Source organism: Mesorhizobium sp. M1423, assembly GCF_040317575.1.
Lineage (GTDB): Bacteria > Pseudomonadota > Alphaproteobacteria > Rhizobiales > Rhizobiaceae > Mesorhizobium.
This window is the reverse complement of sequence record NZ_JAMYKU010000018.1, coordinates 131,530-153,588: the sequence shown is the minus strand read 5'-3', so window position 1 is coordinate 153,588 and position 22,059 is coordinate 131,530. Positions and strand designations below refer to the sequence as shown.

The 22,059-nt window shown below is 61.0% G+C and carries 22 protein-coding genes and 1 tRNA gene; 14 read left to right on the top strand and 9 right to left on the bottom strand.

Annotation, left to right across the window (positions count from 1 at the left end; all coding sequences use genetic code 11):
• Positions 1–139 precede the first annotated feature (139 nt).
• Positions 140–802, bottom strand: coding sequence for a peptide-methionine (S)-S-oxide reductase MsrA (gene msrA, locus NKG95_RS22305; RefSeq protein ID WP_023719003.1), 663 nt, complete (start codon positions 800–802; stop codon positions 140–142).
• A gap of 72 nt (positions 803–874) precedes the next feature.
• Entirely contained in the window at positions 875–1,198 is a 324-nt protein-coding gene (locus NKG95_RS22300) for a hypothetical protein (protein WP_023719002.1), read from the bottom strand.
• A 456-nt stretch (positions 1,199–1,654) separates the two neighbouring features.
• Here NKG95_RS22300 and NKG95_RS22295 point away from each other — a divergent pair.
• Positions 1,655–1,744: transfer RNA gene (locus NKG95_RS22295), tRNA-Ser, on the top strand.
• Positions 1,745–1,751: 7 nt separating this feature from the next.
• Here the strand turns inward: NKG95_RS22295 and NKG95_RS22290 are convergent.
• From NKG95_RS22290 to NKG95_RS22270, 5 genes are all read right to left on the bottom strand, one after another.
• On the bottom strand, positions 1,752–3,476 hold the full coding sequence (locus NKG95_RS22290; RefSeq protein ID WP_353042556.1) for an ATP-dependent nuclease: 1,725 nt from the start codon (positions 3,474–3,476) through the stop codon (positions 1,752–1,754).
• Between the two features lie 618 nt (positions 3,477–4,094).
• Positions 4,095–4,502 carry a hypothetical protein gene (locus tag NKG95_RS22285; RefSeq protein WP_353042554.1) on the bottom strand — a complete coding sequence of 136 codons (408 nt, stop codon included), beginning with the start codon at positions 4,500–4,502 and terminating at the stop codon, positions 4,095–4,097.
• Positions 4,503–4,774: 272 nt separating this feature from the next.
• Complete coding sequence (locus NKG95_RS22280) at positions 4,775–5,047, bottom strand: hypothetical protein (protein WP_031194005.1); 273 nt, start codon at positions 5,045–5,047, stop codon at positions 4,775–4,777.
• 443 nt (positions 5,048–5,490) lie between these two features.
• Entirely contained in the window at positions 5,491–6,099 is a 609-nt protein-coding gene (locus NKG95_RS22275; protein WP_023718999.1) for a YdeI/OmpD-associated family protein, read from the bottom strand.
• Positions 6,100–6,219: 120 nt separating this feature from the next.
• On the bottom strand, positions 6,220–6,645 hold the full coding sequence (locus NKG95_RS22270) for a cupin domain-containing protein (RefSeq protein WP_031194003.1): 426 nt from the start codon (positions 6,643–6,645) through the stop codon (positions 6,220–6,222).
• A gap of 320 nt (positions 6,646–6,965) precedes the next feature.
• Here NKG95_RS22270 and NKG95_RS22265 point away from each other — a divergent pair, with 320 nt between their 5' ends.
• The 13 genes from NKG95_RS22265 to NKG95_RS22205 all read left to right on the top strand — a co-directional run bounded on the left by NKG95_RS22265 (position 6,966) and on the right by NKG95_RS22205 (position 19,921).
• Complete coding sequence (locus tag NKG95_RS22265; protein ID WP_353042552.1) at positions 6,966–7,400, top strand: DUF3597 domain-containing protein; 435 nt, start codon at positions 6,966–6,968, stop codon at positions 7,398–7,400.
• A gap of 408 nt (positions 7,401–7,808) precedes the next feature.
• Positions 7,809–8,039 carry a hypothetical protein gene (locus NKG95_RS22260; RefSeq protein ID WP_023718996.1) on the top strand — a complete coding sequence of 77 codons (231 nt, stop codon included), beginning with the start codon at positions 7,809–7,811 and terminating at the stop codon, positions 8,037–8,039.
• Positions 8,040–8,294: 255 nt separating this feature from the next.
• Complete coding sequence (locus NKG95_RS22255; protein ID WP_023718995.1) at positions 8,295–8,483, top strand: DUF3606 domain-containing protein; 189 nt, start codon at positions 8,295–8,297, stop codon at positions 8,481–8,483.
• Complete coding sequence (locus NKG95_RS22250) at positions 8,483–8,665, top strand: hypothetical protein (RefSeq protein WP_036244723.1); 183 nt, start codon at positions 8,483–8,485, stop codon at positions 8,663–8,665. Before NKG95_RS22255 ends, NKG95_RS22250 begins: the two co-directional genes overlap by 1 nt.
• Before the next feature lie 161 nt (positions 8,666–8,826).
• Positions 8,827–10,308: a hypothetical protein gene (locus NKG95_RS22245; protein ID WP_353042550.1), complete on the top strand. Its 1,482-nt coding sequence runs from the start codon at positions 8,827–8,829 to the stop codon at positions 10,306–10,308.
• Positions 10,309–10,643: 335 nt separating this feature from the next.
• The gene (locus NKG95_RS22240) at positions 10,644–10,733 is read left to right on the top strand and encodes a K(+)-transporting ATPase subunit F (protein ID WP_023675300.1); all 90 of its coding nucleotides are present in this window, start codon (positions 10,644–10,646) and stop codon (positions 10,731–10,733) included.
• A gap of 25 nt (positions 10,734–10,758) precedes the next feature.
• On the top strand, positions 10,759–12,462 hold the full coding sequence (gene kdpA, locus NKG95_RS22235) for a potassium-transporting ATPase subunit KdpA (protein ID WP_352495475.1): 1,704 nt from the start codon (positions 10,759–10,761) through the stop codon (positions 12,460–12,462).
• 213 nt (positions 12,463–12,675) lie between these two features.
• Entirely contained in the window at positions 12,676–14,769 is a 2,094-nt protein-coding gene (kdpB, locus tag NKG95_RS22230; RefSeq protein ID WP_353042548.1) for a potassium-transporting ATPase subunit KdpB, read from the top strand.
• A gap of 12 nt (positions 14,770–14,781) precedes the next feature.
• A complete protein-coding gene (gene kdpC / locus NKG95_RS22225; RefSeq protein ID WP_353042547.1) occupies positions 14,782–15,351 on the top strand; it encodes a potassium-transporting ATPase subunit KdpC in 570 nt (189 codons plus the stop codon).
• Between the two features lie 52 nt (positions 15,352–15,403).
• Positions 15,404–18,142 (top strand): DUF4118 domain-containing protein, encoded by a 2,739-nt coding sequence (locus NKG95_RS22220; protein ID WP_352856904.1) that lies wholly within the window; start codon positions 15,404–15,406, stop codon positions 18,140–18,142.
• Entirely contained in the window at positions 18,139–18,831 is a 693-nt protein-coding gene (locus tag NKG95_RS22215) for a response regulator transcription factor (protein WP_353042544.1), read from the top strand. Before NKG95_RS22220 ends, NKG95_RS22215 begins: the two co-directional genes overlap by 4 nt.
• A gap of 148 nt (positions 18,832–18,979) precedes the next feature.
• Positions 18,980–19,285, top strand: coding sequence for a hypothetical protein (locus tag NKG95_RS22210; RefSeq protein ID WP_353019897.1), 306 nt, complete (start codon positions 18,980–18,982; stop codon positions 19,283–19,285).
• A 126-nt stretch (positions 19,286–19,411) separates the two neighbouring features.
• Positions 19,412–19,921, top strand: a complete 510-nt coding sequence (locus tag NKG95_RS22205; protein ID WP_353042542.1) for an NUDIX hydrolase — start codon at positions 19,412–19,414, stop codon at positions 19,919–19,921.
• Positions 19,922–19,992: 71 nt separating this feature from the next.
• On the opposite strand, the gene NKG95_RS22200 is transcribed toward NKG95_RS22205, so the two are convergent.
• Both NKG95_RS22200 and NKG95_RS22195 read right to left on the bottom strand, forming a co-directional pair.
• Positions 19,993–20,844 (bottom strand): citryl-CoA lyase, encoded by an 852-nt coding sequence (locus tag NKG95_RS22200; RefSeq protein ID WP_353042540.1) that lies wholly within the window; start codon positions 20,842–20,844, stop codon positions 19,993–19,995.
• A gap of 19 nt (positions 20,845–20,863) precedes the next feature.
• Complete coding sequence (locus NKG95_RS22195; RefSeq protein ID WP_353042538.1) at positions 20,864–22,048, bottom strand: CaiB/BaiF CoA transferase family protein; 1,185 nt, start codon at positions 22,046–22,048, stop codon at positions 20,864–20,866.
• Positions 22,049–22,059: the final 11 nt, after the last annotated feature.

The window sequence follows — 22,059 nt, the reverse complement described above, 5'->3', positions numbered from 1 at the left end:
CGGGGTGGGGGGTGCCCCCCGGGTTGGGATAATTGGGCCCCCGCCAAAAAAAAAATCATCTTTTTTTTTTCCCCATTTGTAAAAGGGGGGGCGCGCCCGGGGGCCCCCACAGCATATTCCTTGCGTCAGGGGCGCAAAATCAGGCGGAGACGGCGGCCGGAATGGCGCAGGAGACGCCGGTTCCGTGCAGGCCGCAATAGCCGTAGGGGTTCTTCGCCAGATATTGCTGGTGGTCTTCCTCGGCGAAGTAGAATTCCGGCGCCGGCGCGATCTCGGTGGTGATCTTGCCGCGTCCGGCACCGCGCAGCGAAGCCTCGTAAGCATCGCGCGAAGCGAGCGCCGCCTGGTGTTGCGCGTCGTTGAACGTGTAGATCGCCGAACGGTAGGTGGTGCCGACATCATTGCCCTGGCGCATGCCTTGCGTCGGGTCGTGGCTTTCCCAGAACAGCTTCAAAAGCTCGGCATAGGACACGATCTTCGGATCGTAGACGACGAGCACGACTTCGGCATGGCCGGTGAGCCCGGTGCAGGTTTCCTGATAGGTCGGGTTGGGCGTGACGCCGCCAGCATAGCCGGCCGCCGTGACCCAGACGCCATCGACCTGCCAGAACAGGCGCTCGGCACCCCAGAAACAGCCCAGCCCGAACATCGCCGTCTCAAGCCCTTCGGGATAGGGACCCTTGAGCGGCCTGTTCGAGACGAAATGCTTCGATGCCGTCGGGATCGGCCGGTCGCGGCCGGGCAACGCCTCGGAGGGCTTCGGCAGGTTGAGCTTCTTGTTCAGCATATCGCTGAGAAACATGTGCGATTTCCTTTTCTTCTTGCTTGAGCCTTCCCCGATCCGGGGAACGCTGGATCCGGGAACGCAGGAATTTTAGGTCGCGGCGAACCGCCCGCTGGGGCGCTGCCGCCTGTAGCCGATGGCATAAAGAACGAAGGCCAGCACCGCGAACACGGCAAAGCCGGGCTGGCTGAGCACCCAGGCGATGGCGCCGTCCCACAGCAGCGGATTGAGCTTGTCGCGGACGAAGCTTTCAAAGGCGCTGCGCGTGTCCGGCGAGACGGCGAGCCAGCTGGTGTTGAGCGGGGTCATCACCAGCGCCGAAGCCGCCACCGACCGGGTCGCGTCGAGCACGGCCATGATGACCGAAACCGAAAGCGCGACCATTGCAGCGAGACGAAAGACGAAGCGGAACATCCAGACCCTTCCTCCCCAGGAGTTTATCAGAATGTCGTGTGGACTGTTAAATAGGATCTGCGCGCCTTATCCGCAATCGCGACACACGAAGTTGAACCTACGCCGCCGGTTTGCGCCGGAGCCCGTGACGCGCTGGACGGCGAAGACGCCGATCGCGTCGACAAACTCGCCGGCTGTCCACATCGGGTCAGCCGCTGCCGCATCGGCAAACGGTGCGCCGGTGGCTGGACGGAGCCTCCCTATGCGGCAAAGCGAATAGAGTGCCGTTATGTCTTGGCATTCGGCACCGGATCGACTAGATGAGCCCCGCGCCTGTTGCTTTGACGGCTCAGGTGCGGGGAAGGGTATCCGCTGGTTGACGGCGCCCGCGGCCGCAATTTCGGCCGGAATCCCAAAGGAGATGCATCTCCCCAACCCGCACGGCGAAACCGGCCGCGGCGAAAATGCTAAAGAGACGGAGAGGTGGCCGAGTGGTTGAAGGCGCACGCCTGGAAAGTGTGTTTACGGGAGACCGTAACGCGGGTTCGAATCCCGCTCTCTCCGCCAGCACCTGTCAGTTGGGACCGTTCCACGTGCGAATTGCATCGCACAGACTGCCCAGCATCAGTGCCAAATCCATGTGGCCGTCTAGATCGCCTCTTTCGGTAAACTCAGCGACCTTGTGTGCGAGTGCAATTTTATCTCGCTTAAAGCCTGAAAGAGCCGGCAACTCTACAATAATGTCATAACTTCCGACAATTAGGGTTGGGTTCTCCACAACACGCGCAAGAAGCGATCTAGACAGATAGTTTTCTACTTCGCGACCCTCGGTAACCCATACATACCCGCCAATGCGTGCGAGTTCATCTTTTAGCCGGCTCTTGGTTTCGTTCAAATGCATACGAGGCCTACGAGCTGGCTTCTTGCTTGATGCTGCTTTTCCCAGGTGCCTGTCGCTGTCGATCAAAATGGCTGCGTTGCGATTTAGATTCATCAAGGAAATGAGCTTGTCGCCTTCTGCTGGGGCGAGCGCATGCAAGTGCGACAGCAACTTGCCCCCATAGAACATAATCGAATAATGGACACCTTCCTTCAATCCGCCGTCAGAAAAGAGCTCAATCCACCTGTTGAGGTAGATTCGATCTGAAGGCCCTTCGACCCAAATCACCCCGTTGGCTTGGAGGATGTCAGAAGCACGGATATCTAGGTCGTTCAGTATGTCGCGGCCACCGGTATATCCTATTGCCACTTGCGCTGAGGCGGAGATGCCATTGTGCTTCACATGAATTATTTGGCTATCATCCCGTTTAGTTGACCAATCGATGCCAACCGGCGAGTGGGTGGCAACTATCAGACTAAAACCGCGCTCCGCTCGACGTTCTGCCAGGAAGTTTAGGAGTCGCCTCAGGAGAGCGGGGTGGAGATTATTTTCAGGTTCTTCCACTGACAGGACAATACGCTCCCATGATACAGATTCGATTTTTGGAACTAGTCGCAACGTACAGAGCATAATAAATACAGACTTAAGACTGCTTCCAGATTCTGACAATCGAATATTTCCCTTGCCCTCCTCCCGAAGAAAGATTTCCCATATTTGATCCTTATTTTCTCGACAAACGATTGCGGTAAAGATGCTGTCGCCTCGGTAGATTTCGTTTAAATCCCTCAGGAGGCCGACTTCAACTTCTTCGCGGGGAAGATCGTCACTGTTTATAAATGATCGCACGAGATTAGTAACACCCCGACCATTTGGCATGACTGTGCGAGAGGGGTCTCGCCCCTCCGGCTGCACGTCGCGCTCTGCTGCCACCCGCAACAGCCGCATGCCGTCGCAAGGCCACGGCAACTGCTGAGCCAGTGCATCTCTATATTCCGGAGGAATGGAACGCAGTCTGTCGTCGCTCGGAGGCATCGATGCAAACTCGGGCTTCCATGTCGGTCCATAGGCAAGGACAGCAGGCGCGCCAACAAACTGTTGCCCGAAAGTCCAGTGATTTCCGCCAAGCACTCCTCCCGAAGTACTTTCAGGGAAAACTCTTCTTAGAGTCGCCTCCGGTATGGTTTGAGTCATATAGAAAGTGAACTCTCTACCGCCGACGTTGTGTTTTGTTGGATCGAATTTTTTTCCCCTTGTTATAAATAAATCTACCAAATCAACAAGGGATGATTTTCCTGAGTTATTCCTTCCAATTACTATGTTAATCGGGGAGAAACCAAGCATTGGGAAATTCTCTTCCCCAAAACTCTTAAAGCTCCTTGCGGAGACGCTGAACCCCTCCAATGGATGCTTTTTGACCATATCTCAATCCCCCAAGATGCACGCTAATCACCCGTAGACTCCCAGGCAATCGTGATCGAGACTTTTGCAGCGAGAAAGTTCCATGTGCGCCCTTTCACAAAGTTGCTCGTTCGGCGGCCTCACGGCCTCGACAAGCGCCCTCTTCGCCTTTTCCGGGTTCATCCCCCCACGCAGGCGTGCTGGCCAAGGCCTAGGCACCTCGCTGCATTGGCTGTCCGCGTGCCCGAACCGTTGGGACAGTCGCGGCGCCCCCGTCCAGTCTGGCGCTTACGTTTGGCAATAAGCTGCCGGACCGCAGAAGCTGGCAATCTCCCCTTGTTGCGGGGCAAATGTCCGACTGGGACGAGGCGCGCTATCCCTCTGACTTCAAGGTTCTGCATCGCAGCAACGGCCTGATTGACGGCATAGACTCCAGGGCTTGCGCTTCGCGCTCGCTCCGTTCCCGGATAGGAAGGATAGATGTCCCTGGCAATCCTCAAGGTTGCGACTGAAAGCCTTGTCGACCTTCGCTGCCGATCAACTGGACCCCCGGGTTACCCCAGATCAGCCCACAAGCCGAACCGACCCGCGCTCCACCAGAGCGCGGGCTTTGACAGGCTCGGTACCGTCGCTACGCGTCTAGTGCGGAACCGCTTGTATCCCTGAGACCGAGCGCTCTGTTTCGCCGGAGAAAACCACGAAGGCAAAGATCAGCACGGCGACGGCGACAATCATCGAGCCGGTGGCGACGATCGGCTCGAGCGCCGGATTTCCCTGCAGCATCAGGTAAAGCGCCGGCAGCATCACGACCAGGCCGAGATTGTAGACGCCGTAGTGGATCATCGCGGTCCTGCGGGCAGCCTTCGCCGGGTTCAGCGCATAGTAGCCGCCGAATATTGCACTGGTGACCCATCCCAGCAGGTTGATGTGCGCGTGAGCCGGAAACGCGCCGTGATCGCCTGAAATTGCCATCTGCAAGCCAGCTGCAATTCCCAGAATAAGAAAGACGATGGCTGTCTTGAAAAAGAGCTCCGAAACCTTAGGCATGTCATTCTCCCAAACCCGTTTTGCCGCCGCATCATGCTTCGTTTCCGGCGACCTTGCCAAGGGGGGACCGTCGGGCCTGCCGAACCATTTGTTGGCGGCCTGACGGCCCGTTGGCGGCCGGCCGCCGGGCCTGGCCGGTTGCGAGTCCAGCCGGTAAAAAATATGCGCTCACGCTAATTTGATTGCAATATCACCCGCCAGGCTTCCACGTCGTTCTCACAAGGGAAGTGTCCTGCACGATGGTGGTGCCATACGCGCCAAAGGTCAGCCCGTCAGTGTTGCAGCAAGGCCTCGCCAAACTTCTCCCACAGCTGTGTGCAATCTGTTGCTCTGAGGCTGGGGGTTCCGAGTGGGCCATATCGGATGACGGCGGCGTGAACATCATAGCCAACGATAGGTGCATTGGCGACAAAGTGGATAGCCTCGCCCAATCGGCGAGAGCCAATTGGCGCATCGGTTTTGTTGGTGATGTCGAAGACACCACAAATATCCACTTCCTGATTTCTGGCTGCCAACGCAGCTTCCATTACCTGTTCGTGCATCATCGAAATCTCTCCTAACGGTCTAAGTCTAAGAACCGCGGCTTTTGCCGGTCCGGCAGCTGACAACCGCCAAGTCGAAGTGCCTTTTGCAGCATCTCGATTGGCTCTTGCTGCGAGCCACTCCGCCCGCTCCCGCGGCAAGCCGATAAGGCAACTGCCAGCGAAATCCGCAGGCACGTCCACGGTCGCATCAAACACGGCCCACGTGCCAGTCGGCTCCTGAACGGGCAAAAACCTCATAACAGCGCCTGCTAATATACCATACCGACTGTGAGGACGGAGCTTTGTTCCTGCATCGATCAAACGAATGAGAGATGTTGTCGAAATGTCAGGCGACGCTCGCCGAAAACAATAGTCTGCGACATCGCCAGGATCGAAGGCTGAGCAGCGATCCGGCCGCATTCGGGACAAGCACAAGATGCCGGAGACAAGCGCGGTCAGAATGTTCAGCCAGAATCGCGTTTTCGTTGCGGATGGATGGTCTCGCCGCGCTTCAGCATCTCCACGAACGCCGCGATCTTCTTCTTGCGTCCGGCTTCGGTCTTCATGTTGTGGGTGCGGAAGGCGAGCGCGAAGCGGTTTTGCTCGCTGAGCTTCGCCAGCATCTCTTTCGCCTTGGGCTCGGCGTCTATTGCCGCCTGGAGGTCGTCGGGGATCTTCATCTCCTTGCCGCTCCTATAGGCGCGCGCCCAGCGGCCGTCGGCCTTGGCTGCCTCGGCCTGCCTCAGCCCATGCTCGGTCATCCGGCCCTCCTCGATCAGCCGGGCGACATTGTCGACGTTGATCTGGCTCCAGGTGCTCTTCTTGCCGCGCGGGGTATAACGCTGCAAATAGCTTTTGCCGTCCAGGGCCTTGCGCACCGCATCGATCCAGCCCCAGCATAACGCCACGTCGATGGCTTGCTTCGGCGTGATCGACGGCAGCCCCGAATCGCGCTTATGGATCTTGATCCAGACTTCGTCCTCGCTGTCGTGATGCTCGCCAAGCCAGGCATGGAAGCTTTCGGCATCCCTGAACTCGCGCACCTTGGCCGGGTCGACCTTGACGGGCGCCATCAGCCGGTCCGCCCGTGACACAGGCGCGTAACGACGCCGAACCGCTTGCCGGCCGCGCGCGCGCTCATCTCAGCTCCAAGTCCGCAATCCGCAGGCCGGATGATTCCCGCTGGCACGCGTTCAGCCTGCGCGATTGGGCGTGCCGAGGACATGGGATTTCGGCGGCAGCATGACGTCGTCGAATGTCTGCGTGAACATCGCCGCCGCAAAGAAAGCGACGGCGCGCAGGGTTTCGGTGCCGGTGTTGACGAGGTCGTGCCGGACCGGCGTCGGAAGTACCAGGACGCTGCCGGGCCTGACCGGGTGGATGCTGCCGCCCTCGATGTGCAGCTCGCCGGTGCCGGCGATGATGTATTGCGTCTCCTCGGTGGCGTCGGTGTGCCAGCCGAGCCGCTTGCCGGGCTCGATCTCGTAGACAATGACTGAGGACTGGGTGGTGCCGTGCCCGCCGTAAACCGCGAAAGCGCCGGCCCATTTGACCGACGGATCGTCCTCTGCCCAAACCAGCGAACGTTCGAGCCTGTCGGATGCGACGACTGCTGTCATGGCTTCGTTCCTCTCAGCGAATGGCGAACACGAATCTAGATGATTTTTCTGGTCTGCGTCAGCAAAACTGGCTGCCAATCGTTTCCCTCGCCCATTGCGCGTAACTATTTGTCGTGCCGCGATCTGACCATTCTACTCTGGGATCGGATCACTGAGCCGATTTCACCATGCAACCAAGCCTTTACCTTTCAGCCAGTTTGGAGTTGCCCCTGCGTTGCGTTCGTGGTCCGGTACAACCAGGGCGCTCAATGCGAATTCGGCAACGGTCGCCTCACCGACCGTCAAGGCAACACACCGTGAAGGCAACCCAGGAGATAGCAATGGGCATTTTCGACAGTATCAAAGGTGCGATTTTCGGAAACGCGGTTGCGGCCGAAGCGCCGCCGGCGCAACCGTCTCCCGCGCCTGCTTCGAGCACGGCCACCCAGCCGACGGCGCCTACCCGACCCGACCCGGCTGCAATCCCGGCTCCGGCAACGCCATCCGCGCCGTCCTCTGCTCCTGACATCGCTGCCATTCTCGACAAGGCGGTGGCCGTGAAAGGGCAAAAGCTCAACTGGAAGAATTCGATCGTCGACCTGATGAAGGCTCTGAATATCGATAGCAGCCTCGGCGCCCGCAAGGAGCTTGCTCACGAGCTGAACTACACCGGCGACATGAACGACACCGTAACGATGAATCTGTGGCTGCATGATGCACTGATGAAAAAGCTGGTCGAGAATGGCGGCAAGCTTCCGAGCGATCTGGCCGCCTAGAGTCATAAGACAAGCAATTCCAGGAAAACGTGTGAACGGTTTTCCATCCGGAATTGCGTCAAACAAAAAAGACAGACCGGTTCGGCGTTCCGTGAAACGAAGAACCGTCCTGGTCCTGCCCGCACCGTGGTTCTTGCTGCGCTGACTTCGACCGCAACCGAGCAGACCCGACTGCCAAGCAATCAAACTGCCAAGTAAATAAATTGAGACCCATCCCGGCCGCCGGGATGGGTCTGTGGCGAAGTCGCATGGCACAAAAGTGCTGCCGCCTCGCGCCTGGATTGCCTCACGCAAAACCGACGATTTCGGTCGCTGCCCCGCGCGCTGGTAGGACCACCATTTCGCTGGCGAAACCCGACGTTCGGCGTATCATTCTCGCGGGAGAGGGTTCATGGTGGGAGGAAGCCAATGAACGTGGTGCAGAGGGTGACTGTCGCCGACTTGACGGCCCAAGAGCTTGTTTCATCTGCGCTTTCAAGATTCGGCGCCGGCGACACCATATCGACGAGGGCGATGCTGGACATCGTTCGCCGGACGGCCCCGGCCTGCGGTGACAGTGACGACGATCTGGTCGAGATTATCGTCATGACGGCCGTTGGTAGGACCATGGGGGTCGTGTTCGACCATCGCTACCCTTAGCAATCCGCAACGAATACCAGGCTGCGCCCAGGAGCAGTGGCGGGCGGTTGGCAGCGCGCGGCGGAAATTTACTGGTGCGGCCAAGGAAGCGAGCCTTTTTGTGCGCGAAGGCCAGCCTGGCGCCGTGCCCTTGCTTTGAGCAAAAACCGCCGCTCATGTCGGGTCATGCCCGAGGGTAGGCAACTGGGCGACACGCTCGAAGGAACTCGCTGAAATCTTGCCCGTTATGCTCTCGTTGAGATGAGGAGAGCTGCCATGGCCGACGACAAAACCAGGACCGACAGTCGCGACCGCTCACGAGTGGCGGGCGGCGAAGACTATGAGGTACGTCATTTCGCCGAGGAAGCGGGCATTACCCCTGATCAGGCACGCACGCTGATCAAGCGCCACGGCACCGACCGCAAGGTGCTGAACGAAATCGCCGAGAGCATAAGAGCGTCGTAATGGCTAACAAGAAAACCGCAATGGCCGACCGCAAGACGCGCGATCCGGACGAAAAGAAGGCTCTGCACCTGGCCGAAACCACCGACGTTTCGCCGAAGCAGGCGAAGGATCTGATGCGCAAGCACGGCAAGGACAGCCCGAAAGTCGAGAAGGAAGCCAAGAACTTCAAGGCCGAGGGCTGAACGGCCGGAGGTCTGCCCCTCACCCGCAACTTAGTAGTCGCTGCTCAACGTGCCCAGCCGGTTAGACGCGCGGCACAGGGTTGTGGCCGCAATCCTGCAGCTTATCGGTTTTCTAACAAATTCGGGCTATCCCTTCCGCTATCGCGGCTCAGGGATGCCATATGCGCGGGATGTCTGGTGAGGCGAGGCCGTCGATAGACGACATACGGCATGTGAGGCTGGTGTTTTGCCTGCTGGCGGCCGTCGTGATGGCGACGGCGCTCCTCGCCTTTGCCACCTCCCTCCTGCAGGATCCCGATAGCTGGTGGCACATCAAGGTCGGCATGGATATGCTGGCAAGCCGCACATTCCCCTCCGTCGACATTTACTCCTACACTTTTGCCGGCCAGCCATGGATCGCCAAGGAATGGCTTAGCCAGGTTCTCCTTGCCCTTGCCTTCGAAGCCGGCGGCTGGAACGGCGTGGTACTGCTGGCGACTGCGGTAATCGCGCTGACGGCCTTCTTGACGTCGTGGTATCTCAGCGCGTCGTTGAAGCCGACGCTGGCGATAGCACTGACACTGGTGCTCGCGCTCTTGATCGGGCCAATCTATGTCGCCCGACCCCACATCTTTACCTTGCCCATTATCGTCGTCTGGACCGCCGGTCTTTTCCAAGCCGCACGCAACGAGAAAGCGCCGCCTCTATGGCTGCTGGCGCTGCTTTGCCTGTGGGCCAATCTCCATGCCACCTTCACCTTCGGTTTCATTATCGCCGCCTTCGCCGGCCTCGATCTCGTCATGCGCACGCGCTTGTCGAACCCCCGGCTGCTGGCCAAGTGGATCGCTTTCGGGCTGCTTTGCCCGCTGGTCAGCCTGCTCAATCCCTATGGCGTCAAGGCCATACTCGCCACATTCACCGTGGCCTATGGCAATGAGGCGGTGCCTTACATTGCGGAGTGGCAACCCTTCGACGCCTCGCGGCATACCCTCCAGGAGGTGGCCCTGCTGGTGGCGTTGTTCGGGCTGCTCGTGTCGAGATTGCGTATTGGCTGGGCCAAGGCGCTGTTCCTTGTCTTCACCTTGCACGTCTATCTCACCCACATACGGTTCATGTACCTGTTCTTTCTTCTTGTCCCGGTCGTACTTGCCGTCGAGGTTGCGCAACAATATCCAGCGCTTTCAGCCCCTACATGGGCCGCGGAAAAGCGCGACGGACTTGAACAATTTTTCGCGCGGCAATTTTCCAGAATTTGCGCTGGACTTGCCGTTTTGCTGGTTTTGGCGGCCGCGGTCTTCCTGGCCTATCCGGTCGTGCCGAGCCAGAAGACTTCGGCGAGGGATGCGCTGGCCTTCGCCCAAGCCCATAATCTGTCAGGCAATCTGCTGAATTCCTACAATTTCGGCGGCACGCTGATTTTCCATGGCATCAAGACGTTTATCGACGGCCGGGCGGATCAGCTCTTCCTGAACGGCTTTACGGAAACGGATGAGCAGACTGGGCACAGCCGGGGCAAGCCGATCCTGAAAGCCCAGCTCGAGAAATATGCGATAGGCTGGGCATTGTTGACCGCCGACGACAGCCGCATTCCGTTCTTCGACGAACTGGGCTGGAAGCGGGCCTATGCGGACGATTACGCTCTGATCTATACCCGCGCAGACTGATCCCCGGCAGCTTCGCGCGCCGGTGCGCACCTCCCCCTGAAGCTGTGGCCAGCGCCGAGGCGGCGAAATCCTTATGGGATTTTGATTTCTTTGCTCCGCGTCCCGTCTCGAACCTTTATGGCACTTTGATCCATATTCGGCAGAGCGATGTATCCGGCCGCCGATGTGAAGCGGTGAGCGGGCTTGGACAGTTTTGTCCAAGTTGAAAAGAACAAACTCAATATAGGAAATTGCACGATGGACATCATTGTTGTCGGGATAGGAATCTCGTTCTTTGCTCTATGCTTCGGTTACATCAAAGCCTGCGACGGGCTGTAAGTTTAGGGGATCGAAACATGCTCTTCGACTATATCCTCGGCGGCGCCGTGACCCTGTTCCTTCTCGCTTACCTGACATACGCCCTCGTTCGCCCGGAACGCTTCTGATCTCCGCTGGCAAGGAGCCAACCCCATGACAATCAACGGATGGCTGCAGATCCTCGTCTATTGCGGGATCGTCGTTTTGCTGGCCAAGCCGCTCGGCGGCTACATGCATCGCGTTTTCAGCGGCGAGCGCACATTCCTGTCGCCAATTCTGGCCCCGCTCGAGCGCGGGCTCTACCGTATGTCCGGGACCAGCGAGCGCGAGGAGCAGCACTGGACCTCCTATGCGGCGGCCCTGCTGTTCTTTAACCTGGCCGGCTTCCTGGTGCTCTATTTCCTGCAGCGGCTGCAAGGCGGCCTGCCCTACAATCCGGGCGGCATGACCGCCGTCGAACCTGGGCTTGCCTTCAACACCGCCGCCAGCTTCATGACCAACACCAACTGGCAGAACTACGGCGGCGAAAGCACGATGTCCTATCTCGTGCAGATGGCCGGCTTGACCGTGCAGAACTTTCTGTCGGCCGCGACCGGCATCGCCATCGCGGTCGCACTGATCCGCGGTTTTGCTAGAGCCTCAGGCAAATCGATCGGCAATTTCTGGGTCGATATGACCCGCTGCACGCTCTATCTGCTTGTGCCGTTCTGCATCGTGTTGACGCTTGTCTATGTCTATCTCGGTATGCCGCAGACGGTTGGTGCTTACGTCAACGCGACGACGCTGGAAGGCGCGCAACAGACGATCGCGGTCGGGCCGGTCGCTTCGCAGGTTGCCATCAAGATGCTCGGCACCAATGGCGGCGGCTTCTTCAACGCCAATGCAGCGCATCCCTTCGAAAATCCCGACGCGATCTCGAACCTGATCCAGATGGTGACGATCTTCGCCTTCGGCGCGGCGCTAACCAATGTCTTCGGTCGCATGGTCGGCAACCAGCGCCAGGGCTGGGCAATTCTGTCGGCGATGGGCGTGCTGTTCATCGCCGGCGTTGCCGTCTGCTACTGGGCCGAGGCCGCCGGCAATCCGCTCGTCCATGCGCTGGGCATCGACGGCGGCAACATGGAGGGCAAGGAAAGCCGCTTCGGCATCGCTCTGTCGGCACTGTTTGCCGTCATCACCACCGCCGCGTCCTGCGGCGCGGTCAACGCCATGCATGACAGCTTCACCGCACTCGGCGGCATGATCCCCATCATCAACATGCAGCTCGGCGAGGTCATTGTCGGCGGCGTCGGGGCCGGCTTCTACGGTATCCTGATGTTCATCGTGATCGCCGTCTTCGTTGCCGGGCTGATGGTCGGACGCACGCCCGAATATCTCGGCAAGAAGATCGAGGCCAAGGAGGTCAAGATGGCAATGCTGGCCGTCCTCTGCCTGCCGCTGGCGATGCTGGTCTTCACCGCCATCGCGGTGGTGCTGCCGACCGGCGTTGCTTCCATCGCCAACGCCGGCCCGCACGGCTTCTCCGAGGTCCTCTATGCCTACACCTCGGCCGCGGCGAACAATGGCTCCGCCTTTGGCGGTCTCAGCGGCAACACGCCCTGGTACAACATAACGCTCGGCATCGGCATGCTGATGGGCCGCTTCCTGGTCATTATTCCGGCGCTGGCGATTGCTGGATCGCTGGTGGCGAAGAAGACCGTCCCTGCCTCCGCCGGCACCTTCCCGACCGACGGTCCGCTGTTCGTCGGGCTGTTGGTCGGTGTCATCCTGATCGTTGGTGGCCTGACCTTCTTCCCGGCCCTGGCGGTCGGACCGATCGTCGAGCACCTGGCGATGATTCACCGTCAGACATTCTGAAACGGCCATGCCCTGGTTCAAGATCATATCTCGAAAGGCCCGGCATCGTCCCGAGCCGGAGGGGGAGAAAACACCTCCTCCTTTCCCGACCCTGTCCACATTCCTCGCTATTGCGGCAGCCTTGATCATTATCTGGCTGCTGGCTTACGGGCCGCCGCACCTTCGTTCGGCACACGATCGACCGGTCACCAACATCGACACTGGAGCCACCAAATGAGCCAGTCGAAATCCGTGAGCATCATGGATCCCCGCATTCTGTTGCCCGCCATCGGCGGATCCTTCAGAAAACTGAACCCGCGCACCTTGATGCGAAACCCGGTGATGTTCGTCGTCGCCGTCGTCTCGGCGCTCACCACCGTGCTGTTCGTCAAAGATCTCGTTACCAGCGGCGGCGATCTTGGCTTCACGCTGCAGATCATCATCTGGCTGTGGTTCACAGTGCTTTTCGCCAACTTCGCCGAAGCGGTGGCCGAAGGCCGCGGCAAGGCGCAAGCAGACTCGCTGCGTCGGGCGCGAACCGAGACGCAAGCCAAGCTGTTGAACGGCGGCGACCGCCGCAAGTTCAAGCTGGTGCCCGGCACCAGCCTGAAGGTCGGCGATATCGTGCTTGTCGAAGCCGGCGACATCATCCCCTCGGATGGCGAGGTGGTCGAAGGCGTGGCTTCGGTCAACGAGGCGGCCATCACTGGCGAATCCGCACCTGTCATCCGCGAATCCGGAGGCGATCGTTCGGCGGTGACCGGCGGCACGCAAGTCTTGTCCGACTGGATCCGGGTGCGCATCACCGCGGCTTCCGGCCATACGTTCCTCGACCGCATGATCTCGCTGGTCGAAGGCGCCGAGCGCCAGAAGACACCCAACGAGATCGCGCTCAACATCCTGCTCGTCGGCATGACGCTGATCTTCGTGCTGGCGACAGCGACGATCCCGAGTTTTGCCTCCTATTCGGGCGGCTATATCTCGGTGACGGTGCTGGTCGCCCTGTTCGTCACGCTGATCCCGACCACGATCGGCGCCCTGCTGTCGGCCATCGGCATCGCCGGCATGGACCGCCTGGTGCGTTTCAACGTGCTCGCCATGTCGGGCCGCGCCGTCGAGGCGGCCGGCGATGTCGACACGCTGCTGCTCGACAAGACCGGCACGATCACGCTGGGCAACCGCCAGGCAACGGAATTCCGTCCGGTCAGGGGCGTCACCGAACAGGAACTGGCCGACGCCGCCCAACTTGCCTCGCTTGCCGACGAAACGCCGGAAGGCCGCTCGATCGTCGTGCTGGCGAAGGAGAAATACGCCATCCGCGCCCGCGACATGGCAAGCCTGCACGCGAGTTTCGTGCCCTTCACCGCGCAAACCCGCATGAGCGGCGTCGACCTGGAAGGCTCCTCGGTCCGCAAGGGCGCAGTCGATGCGGTGCTTGCCCGCGTCAACCTCTCGACCATTGCCACAGGCAGTACGCGCCCCGGCAGCGACACCGTCCGCGACCTTCAAACCATCGCCGACGAGATCGCCAAATCCGGCGGCACCCCGCTGGCGGTCGAGCGCGATGGGCGCCTGCTCGGCGTCGTCCACCTGAAGGACATCGTCAAGGGCGGCATCGCAGAACGCTTTGCCGAATTGCGCCGCATGGGCATCCGCACGGTGATGATCACCGGCGACAATCCGATGACCGCGGCGGCGATCGCGGCGGAAGCCGGCGTCGACGACTTCCTTGCCCAGGCGACGCCCGAGGACAAGCTGAAGCTGATCCGCGACGAACAGGCCAAGGGCAAGCTGGTCGCGATGTGCGGTGATGGCACCAACGACGCGCCGGCGCTTGCGCAGGCCGATGTCGGCGTCGCCATGAACACCGGCACGGTCGCGGCACGCGAGGCCGGCAACATGGTCGATCTCGACAGCGATCCGACCAAGCTGATCGAGATCGTCGAAATCGGCAAGGCGCTGCTGATGACGCGTGGTTCGCTCACCACCTTCTCCATCGCCAACGACGTTGCAAAGTATTTTGCCATCATCCCGGCAATATTCGCCGTCTTCTACATCGCCCCGGGCCAAACCGCCGGGCCGCTGCAAGCGCTCAACGTCATGCATCTGGCAACGCCGCAGAGCGCTATCCTCTCGGCCATCATCTTCAACGCGCTGATCATTATCGCGCTGATCCCGCTGTCGCTGAGGGGCGTCAAATACCGCGCTGTCGGCGCCGGTGCGCTGCTCAGCCGCAATCTCATAGTCTACGGCCTTGGCGGCGTCGTCGTGCCCTTCGTCGGCATCAAGGTGATCGACGTGGCCATCACTGCTCTCGGTCTCGCATAAGGAACCACGTCGATGCTCAATCAAATCAGGCCTGCGATCGTCATGATCGTCTTCTTCACGGTTCTGACCGGGCTCATCTATCCGATCGGCATGACCGGCATTGCCCAGGCGCTGTTTCCGCGCCAGGCCAATGGCAGCCTGATCGAGAAGGACGGCAAGATCGTCGGTTCCGAGCTGATCGGCCAGGCCTTCACCAGCGACCGCTACTTCCATGGCCGTCCGTCGGCTGCCGGCGACGGCTACAATGCCGCCGCCTCGGGCGGTTCGAATCTCGGCCCGACCAACCCGAAGCTGATCGACCGTATCAAGAGCGACGCCGAGAAGTTGAGAGCCGAAAACCCGAACCAGCCGGTACCGATGGATCTGGTCACCACGTCCGGCAGCGGCCTCGATCCGCATATCAGCCCCGATGCGGCCTATTTTCAGGTCGCCAGGGTGGCTAAGGCCAGGGGCGTCGATGAATCCAGGATCAAATCGCTCGTCGACAGCCATATCGAGGATCGCGAATTGGGATTCATCGGCGAGGCGGTGGTCAATGTGCTGGCCCTCAACCTTGCGCTGGACGATGCGATGAAACAATGAAGGGCGGCGCCGGGATCGACACCGAAGCCGGCGCCGTTCATGATTGACCCTTATGCCAGACGACAGCCGCACCGCCGAAACCAGGCCTTCTCCCGACGCGCTGCTCGCGCACGCCGAGCGGGAGGAGCGCGGTCGGCTGAGGATATTTCTCGGCGCCGCCCCCGGTGTCGGCAAGACCTACGAGATGCTGATGTCAGGCCGCGCCAGGCTGGCCGACGGAGTCGACGTGGTGATCGGCATCGTCGAGACGCACGGCCGCAAGGAAACCCAGACGCTGGTCGAAGGCTACGAGGTCATTCCTCGCCTTGAGATCGATTACAAGGGGCGGATCCTCGAGGAGATGGATCTCGACGCCATCCTCGCCCGGCGCCCGGCGCTGGTTCTGGTCGACGAACTCGCCCACACCAACGTCGCCGGCAGCCGCCACCCCAAGCGCTACCTCGACGTCCAGGAAATCCTGACGCACGGGATCGATGTCTACACGACACTGAACATCCAGCACGTCGAAAGCCTGAACGACGTCGTGGCCCAGATCACACGCGTCAGGGTGCGTGAAACCGTCCCCGACTCCATCATCGATCAAGCCGACGATGTCGAGATCATCGACCTCACCCCCGACGACCTGATCAAGCGGCTGGAGGAAGGCAAGGTCTACTTCCCCAACACCGCCCAGCGCGCCATCGAGAACTATTTCTCGCCGGGCAATCTGACGGCGCTCAGGGAGTTGGCGCTTCGCCGCACCGCCCAGCGGGTCGATGAGCAGTTGCTCAACCATATGCAGGCACACGCCATCCCGGGACCGTGGGCGGCCGGAGAAAGGGTTCTCGTCTGCGTCGACGCGCGTCCTGGCGGAGCGGCTCGCATACGCTATGCGCGCAGGCTGGCCGACCGCCTCCGTGCCCCCTGGACGGCGCTTCATGTGGACACCCCTCGCTCAGCCGCCATGCCCGAGGAGGACAAGGATCGGCTGGCGACGCAGTTGCGCCTTGCCGAGCAGCTCGGTGCCGAGGTGACGACCATTCCGGGTCAGAATGTCGCGCAAGACATCGTTCGCCATGCGACGGCGAACAACTTCACCCATATCGTGATCGGCAGGCCGACCCGATCACGCTGGCGCGAATTGATCGAAGGCTCGCTCACCTATGATCTCATCCGCGACGCCGGCAACATCAGCGTCCATGTAATTTCGGGAACCGACCAGGGCACCGACGCACCCTCGAAAAATGTCAGCGCGGCAACCGAGCAGAAGCAGTTTCAGGTTAGGCCCTACCTGCTAGCTACAGCCTATGTCATGGGCTCGCTGGCCTTCAGCACTGTTCTCGACCAGTTTCTCGACGTTCGCAATCTGGCCATTGTCTTTCTGCTGGCGGTGCTCACATCGGCTGTAATGGGCGGGCTCTGGCCAGCGTTGTACGCCTGTGTCGTCAGCGCCCTTGCATTCAACTACTTTTTCCTAGAGCCGCGCTACACACTGACGATCAGGGATCCGGAGAGCATCGTTGCGCTTGCCGTCTTCCTTGTTGTCGCCGTTATCGCCAGCAATCTGACGGCGCGGGTGCAGCGTCAAGCGATCGCTGCCAGCTCACGGGCGCGCGCCACGGAAGACATCTATCAGTTTTCAAAGAAGCTCGCCGGCGCCGGTACCCTGGACGACGTGCTATGGGCCACTGCCTTCCAGATCGCCTTGATGCTGAAGCTGCGCGTAGTGCTGCTTTTGCCCGAGGACGGCACAATCGCGGTCAAAGCCGGCTACCCACCCGACGACACGCTGGCCGAGGCCGACATCGCAGCAGCCCGCTGGGCGTGGGAGCATAACCGCGCCGCCGGGCGCGGCGCCGACACGCTGCCCGGAGCAAAACGCCTCTATCTGCCCTTGCGGACCGGACGCACGGCGGTGGGCGTCGTCGGCCTCGACAACGACAAGCAAGGTCCGCTGCTGACACCCGAGCAGCAACGTCTGCTCGATGCGCTCGCCGACCAGGCGGCGGTCGCCATCGAGCGCATCCAGCTCGTCGCCGATGTTGACCGGGCCAAGCTTGCGGCCGAGGCAGACCGTCTGCGCTCGGCCTTGCTCACCTCCATTTCCCACGATTTGAAAACGCCGCTTGCCGCCATCATGGGCGCGGCCGGAACACTCAGGGACTTCGAGGCCGCACTGCCCGAGCAGGACCGGGCGGAACTGCTGTCGACCGTGCTTGATGAATCGGAAAGGCTGAACCGCTTCATCGCCAATCTGCTCGACATGACCAAGATAGAATCCGGCACGATGGAGCCGAATTATGCATTCCACTATGTCGGCGACATTGTCGGCTCAGCCCTGCATCGGGCCCGCAAAATCGTCGGCGAGCATAAGACCGAGACCGATATTCCATCGGATCTGCCGATGTTGCGGCTCGACCCCGTTCTGTTCGAGCAGGTGCTGTTCAATCTCCTCGACAATGCTGCAAAATACGCGCCGCCAGGTTCGACGATCCGCCTGCAGGCCTGGGCCGACAATGGCAGCGTCATCCTGCAGATCATGGATGAGGGACCAGGCATTCCGCCAGCGGACCTGGAGCGCGTTTTCGACACTTTCTACCGTGTGCGCAAGGGTGACCAGGTGCGTGCCGGCACCGGGCTCGGATTGTCGATTTGCCGCGGCTTCATCGAAGCGATGGGCGGGACGCTCTCGGCGGCGAACAGGACCGACCGCTCGGGCGCGGTTTTCACCATAAGAATGCCGGTGCCGGCAGAACTCCCCGATGTCGGTGAACCCGATGCTGACGATCGAAACATGGACCACCTGTCATGACGAATTTGGACGTCAGGATATTGGTGGTCGACGACGAGCCGCCGATCCGGAAACTGCTTCGCGTCGGGCTCGGCAGCCAAGGCTATGCGATCAGCGAGGCGCCGAACGCCAGCGCGGCGATTGAACTCATGGAGACGGAAAAGCCGGACCTGGTCCTCCTCGATCTCGGCCTGCCCGGCATGAGCGGGCATGAGCTGCTGCGCAAATGGCGGGATGATGGCCTGGACATTCCCGTGGTTATTCTTTCGAGCCGCACTGATGAGGCCGGCATCGTCTCGGCCCTGGAACTCGGCGCCGACGACTATGTCGCCAAGCCGTTCGGCATGAACGAGCTCGTCGCGCGCATTCGCGTGGCGCTGCGCCACAAGTTCCAGCAGCAGGGCGAAAAGCCGGTGTTCCACACCGGCGATCTCTCCGTCGATCTGGTGAAGCGCATCGTCAAGGTCGAGGACAGGGAGATAAAGCTCTCGCCGAAGGAGTACGACATTCTTCGCATCCTCGTGCAGCACGCCGGCAAGGTTCTCACCCACCAATTCCTGCTGAAGCAGGTCTGGGGCGATTCCACCGATGTTCAATATCTCAGGGTCTATGTCCGGCAACTCAGGCAAAAGATCGAAAAGATGCCCGACCAGCCCCGTTATATCACCACCGAGACCGGCGTCGGATATCGGCTGCGCGAAGTCGAGTGAAATGGGAGTGCCAGCCTCGCGTACCGCAATGCCTCCTCAAAGCCGGCAGGACGACGTACCAATTCGCCGCGAATCAGCGGCGGCCATGGCATCGCCGGGCAAAACCCCTATATTAACCTGAGGTCGGTTTTTGCGCGGGAATGAATGGATGTCACGGCTTCGTCTATTGACGTTTTTAGGGTCGGCAATGCTGGCAACGGCGATGCTGTCGGGCGTAAATCCTGCCGCATCGGCACAGATCGTCAGCCCCGCCGACCGCAACGCATTGATCCAGCAAAACCAGTTGCAGATGCTGGAGAACAGGCTGCAGCGGCAGCAATATCAGCAGCAGCAACAGCAATACCGTGCGCAGGACCGCCAAATCCCGGCGCCCCAACCGCAGGTGGTGCCGCAGATCAAGCCGACTTGTCAGTTGCTGCCGTCAGGGAGCGGCTTTGTCAGCACTTGCCGCTAACGTTTTCATTTATTTAGCCGACTTATTATGCTTGGATGCCGCCGCACCTGAGACAACATCGAAGGCGGTTTGGATTTAGCAATGCTGCCCTTCGTGCTTTGGGCACCGCTTCGACTGGATTTTTGAATGGCAGCCAGCAGAAAGAAGGTCGTCCGTAAGGCAAGGAAGGGCGCCCGGAATCGCCAGGTCGCGGCGATCCCCTTTCGGCTGAGCGAGCATGGCGAAGTCGAGGTTATGCTGGTCACATCGCGAACGACGAGGCGCTTCATCGTGCCGAAGGGCTGGCCGATGAAGGGCAAGAGCGGCCGCAAGGCAGCCACCATCGAAGCACAGGAAGAAGCCGGTGTTCTCGGCAAGACACTGAAACAGCCGGCCGGTACCTATTGCTACTGGAAGCGGCTGGCGAACCGCTTCGTCCGCGTCGACGTCGTCGTCTATTTGCTGGAGGTAGCCGAGGAACTTGCCGACTGGCAAGAAGCCAACAGGCGGCAGCGGGCATGGCTGGCACCGGCCGACGCGGCGTTGCTCATCGACGAGCCGGATCTTTCGACGCTGGTGAGAAACATCAGGAGTCCGGAGCTGGAGCATACCCCCAAAAAGCAGAATCCGGCTTTCGGAAAAGATCACGCTCAATAAAACATGGGGGTCTATCCCGACTCTATCGGGAATTGGCTCCAGCGCCCTCCGCTGTCGCTTGAACCGACATCTCACTGACTGCCTTCGTCTTCCTCGGGCAAAGGCTGCGCCGGCGTGCCGGTATAGGCCCACAGCCATTCGCGCGGCAGCGGCCCTTTGTTGCGGTCGCTTTCCTGCGACTGTTCCCATGCATGGGCCAGGATGCCGACCGAGCGAGACAGTACGAAAAGGCCTCGCGTCAGCGGCGGCGGGAAGCCGAGCTCTCCGTAGATGACGGCCGTGGCGCCGTCGATATTGAGTGGGATTTTTTTGCCCTTGCGCCGCGCAACCTCGGCCTCGACCATCTCGGCGATGTCGGCGAAGCGCCCGCTGACAACGCCGCGCGCGGCAAAGTCGCGGGTCAGCTCGATGAGGCGCGGCGCCCGCGGGTCGACCGGGTGGAAGCGGTGGCCCAGCCCCGGCACATAACCGTCTTCCCCAGCAAGGAAACGATCGAGCCGCGCCGACACGGCCTCGGCAAGCGGCACGCCGGCGTCCAGTTCGGCGGCGATGTCCCCGTAGAAGGAGAGCGCCTGTTCGCCGGCGCCGCCATGCACGTCGCCAAGCACGTTGATGGCCGACGCCATGGCGCTGTTGATGCCGACGCCGCAAGTGATCGCCATACGGGCGATGGCGATCGACGGCGCCTGCGGCCCATGGTCGACGGCGGCACCCAATGCAATGCCAAGCAGCGCCGCCTGCTCCTCGCTTGGCAGTTCGCCCCGTAGCATCAGCCAGATCATTGCGGGAAAGCTGACGCGGCCGATCAGATCCTGGATCTCATAGCCGCGCAGCCGGATGACGCCGGGCCGCATCTCGATGATGCCGGTCTGCCACCATTCCTCGCCGCGCGCGCGGCCAGTCTTCTTTTCTGTGCCGGTCATACCTTCTTTTCCGTGCCGCTCATGCCTTAGCTCGTTTCCCGACGCGCGGCGGCAGGCTGGCAAACACCTCGTCCATATGCTCGCCGAGCCCCGGCGGCGGCCTGCTCGGCAAAGGTGCCTCGCCATCGACCATGAAGCCGCCGCGCACCACGGTCAGCGGCCGGTCCATCCCGGACACAGCCTGGAAGCGCGCCGTCATGCCGCGCTGGATCACCTGTTGCTCTTGCAGTACCTGCGGGATTGTCAGCACCCGGCCTGCCGGCACGCCGGCGCGATTGAACGTCTCCTCCCAGGCGGCGGCAGAGCCGCTCGCCAAGGCATCCTCGATCAGCGCTTTCAATGCAATGCGGTTCTGCTTGCGCGTTTCGCGCTCGGCAAAGCGGACATCCGACGCCAGCTCCGGCCGACCGATCAACCGGCACAGTGTGACGAACTGCTCCTGCTTGTTGGCTGCGATGTTGAGCAAGCCGTCGCCGGTGCGAAACGCGCCAGACGGTGCGGCCGTCATGTTTTCATTGCCCATCGGCTGCGGCTCGACGTCCGCCGTCAGATAGTTCGACACCGGCCAGCCGAGCGCCGAAAGCGTGCATTCGAGCATCGAGACGTCGAGGAACGCACCCTCGCCTGTCGTCTTCTGCTTGACCAGCGCGGCGGTAATGGCGAACGCCCCGACCAGCCCGCCAAGCGTATCGGCGACGGGATAGCCGACACGCAGCGGCGCCGTTTCCGGTGTACCGGTGATGCTCATGATGCCGGAAAGACCCTGGATGATCTGGTCATAGGCTGGATTGTCGCGCATCGGCCCGGTCTGGCCGAAGCCCGATATCGCACAATAGACAAGGCTTGGCCGGACCTCTTTCAGCCTGGCATGGCCAAGCCCCAGCCGGTCCATGACGCCGGGGCGGAAATTCTCGACCAGCGCGTCGGCCGAAGCGACCAGATCGAGGAAGCGTTCGCGGTCGGCCTCCTGCTTGAGATCGAGCGCCACCGAGCGTTTGCCGGCATTCTGCGCCAGGAACGAAGCGCCCATGCCCGCCCGGTTGAGCTCCGGCGAGGCGCCGAGCTGGCGCGCCAGATCACCGCCTTGCGGCGTCTCGACCTTGATGACGTCGGCCCCGAGCAACGCCAGCTGGTAGGCGCAATAGGGGCCGGCCAGCACATTGGTCAGGTCAAGGATGCGGATGCCGGAAAGCAGGTCTGTCATGACGTCACGAA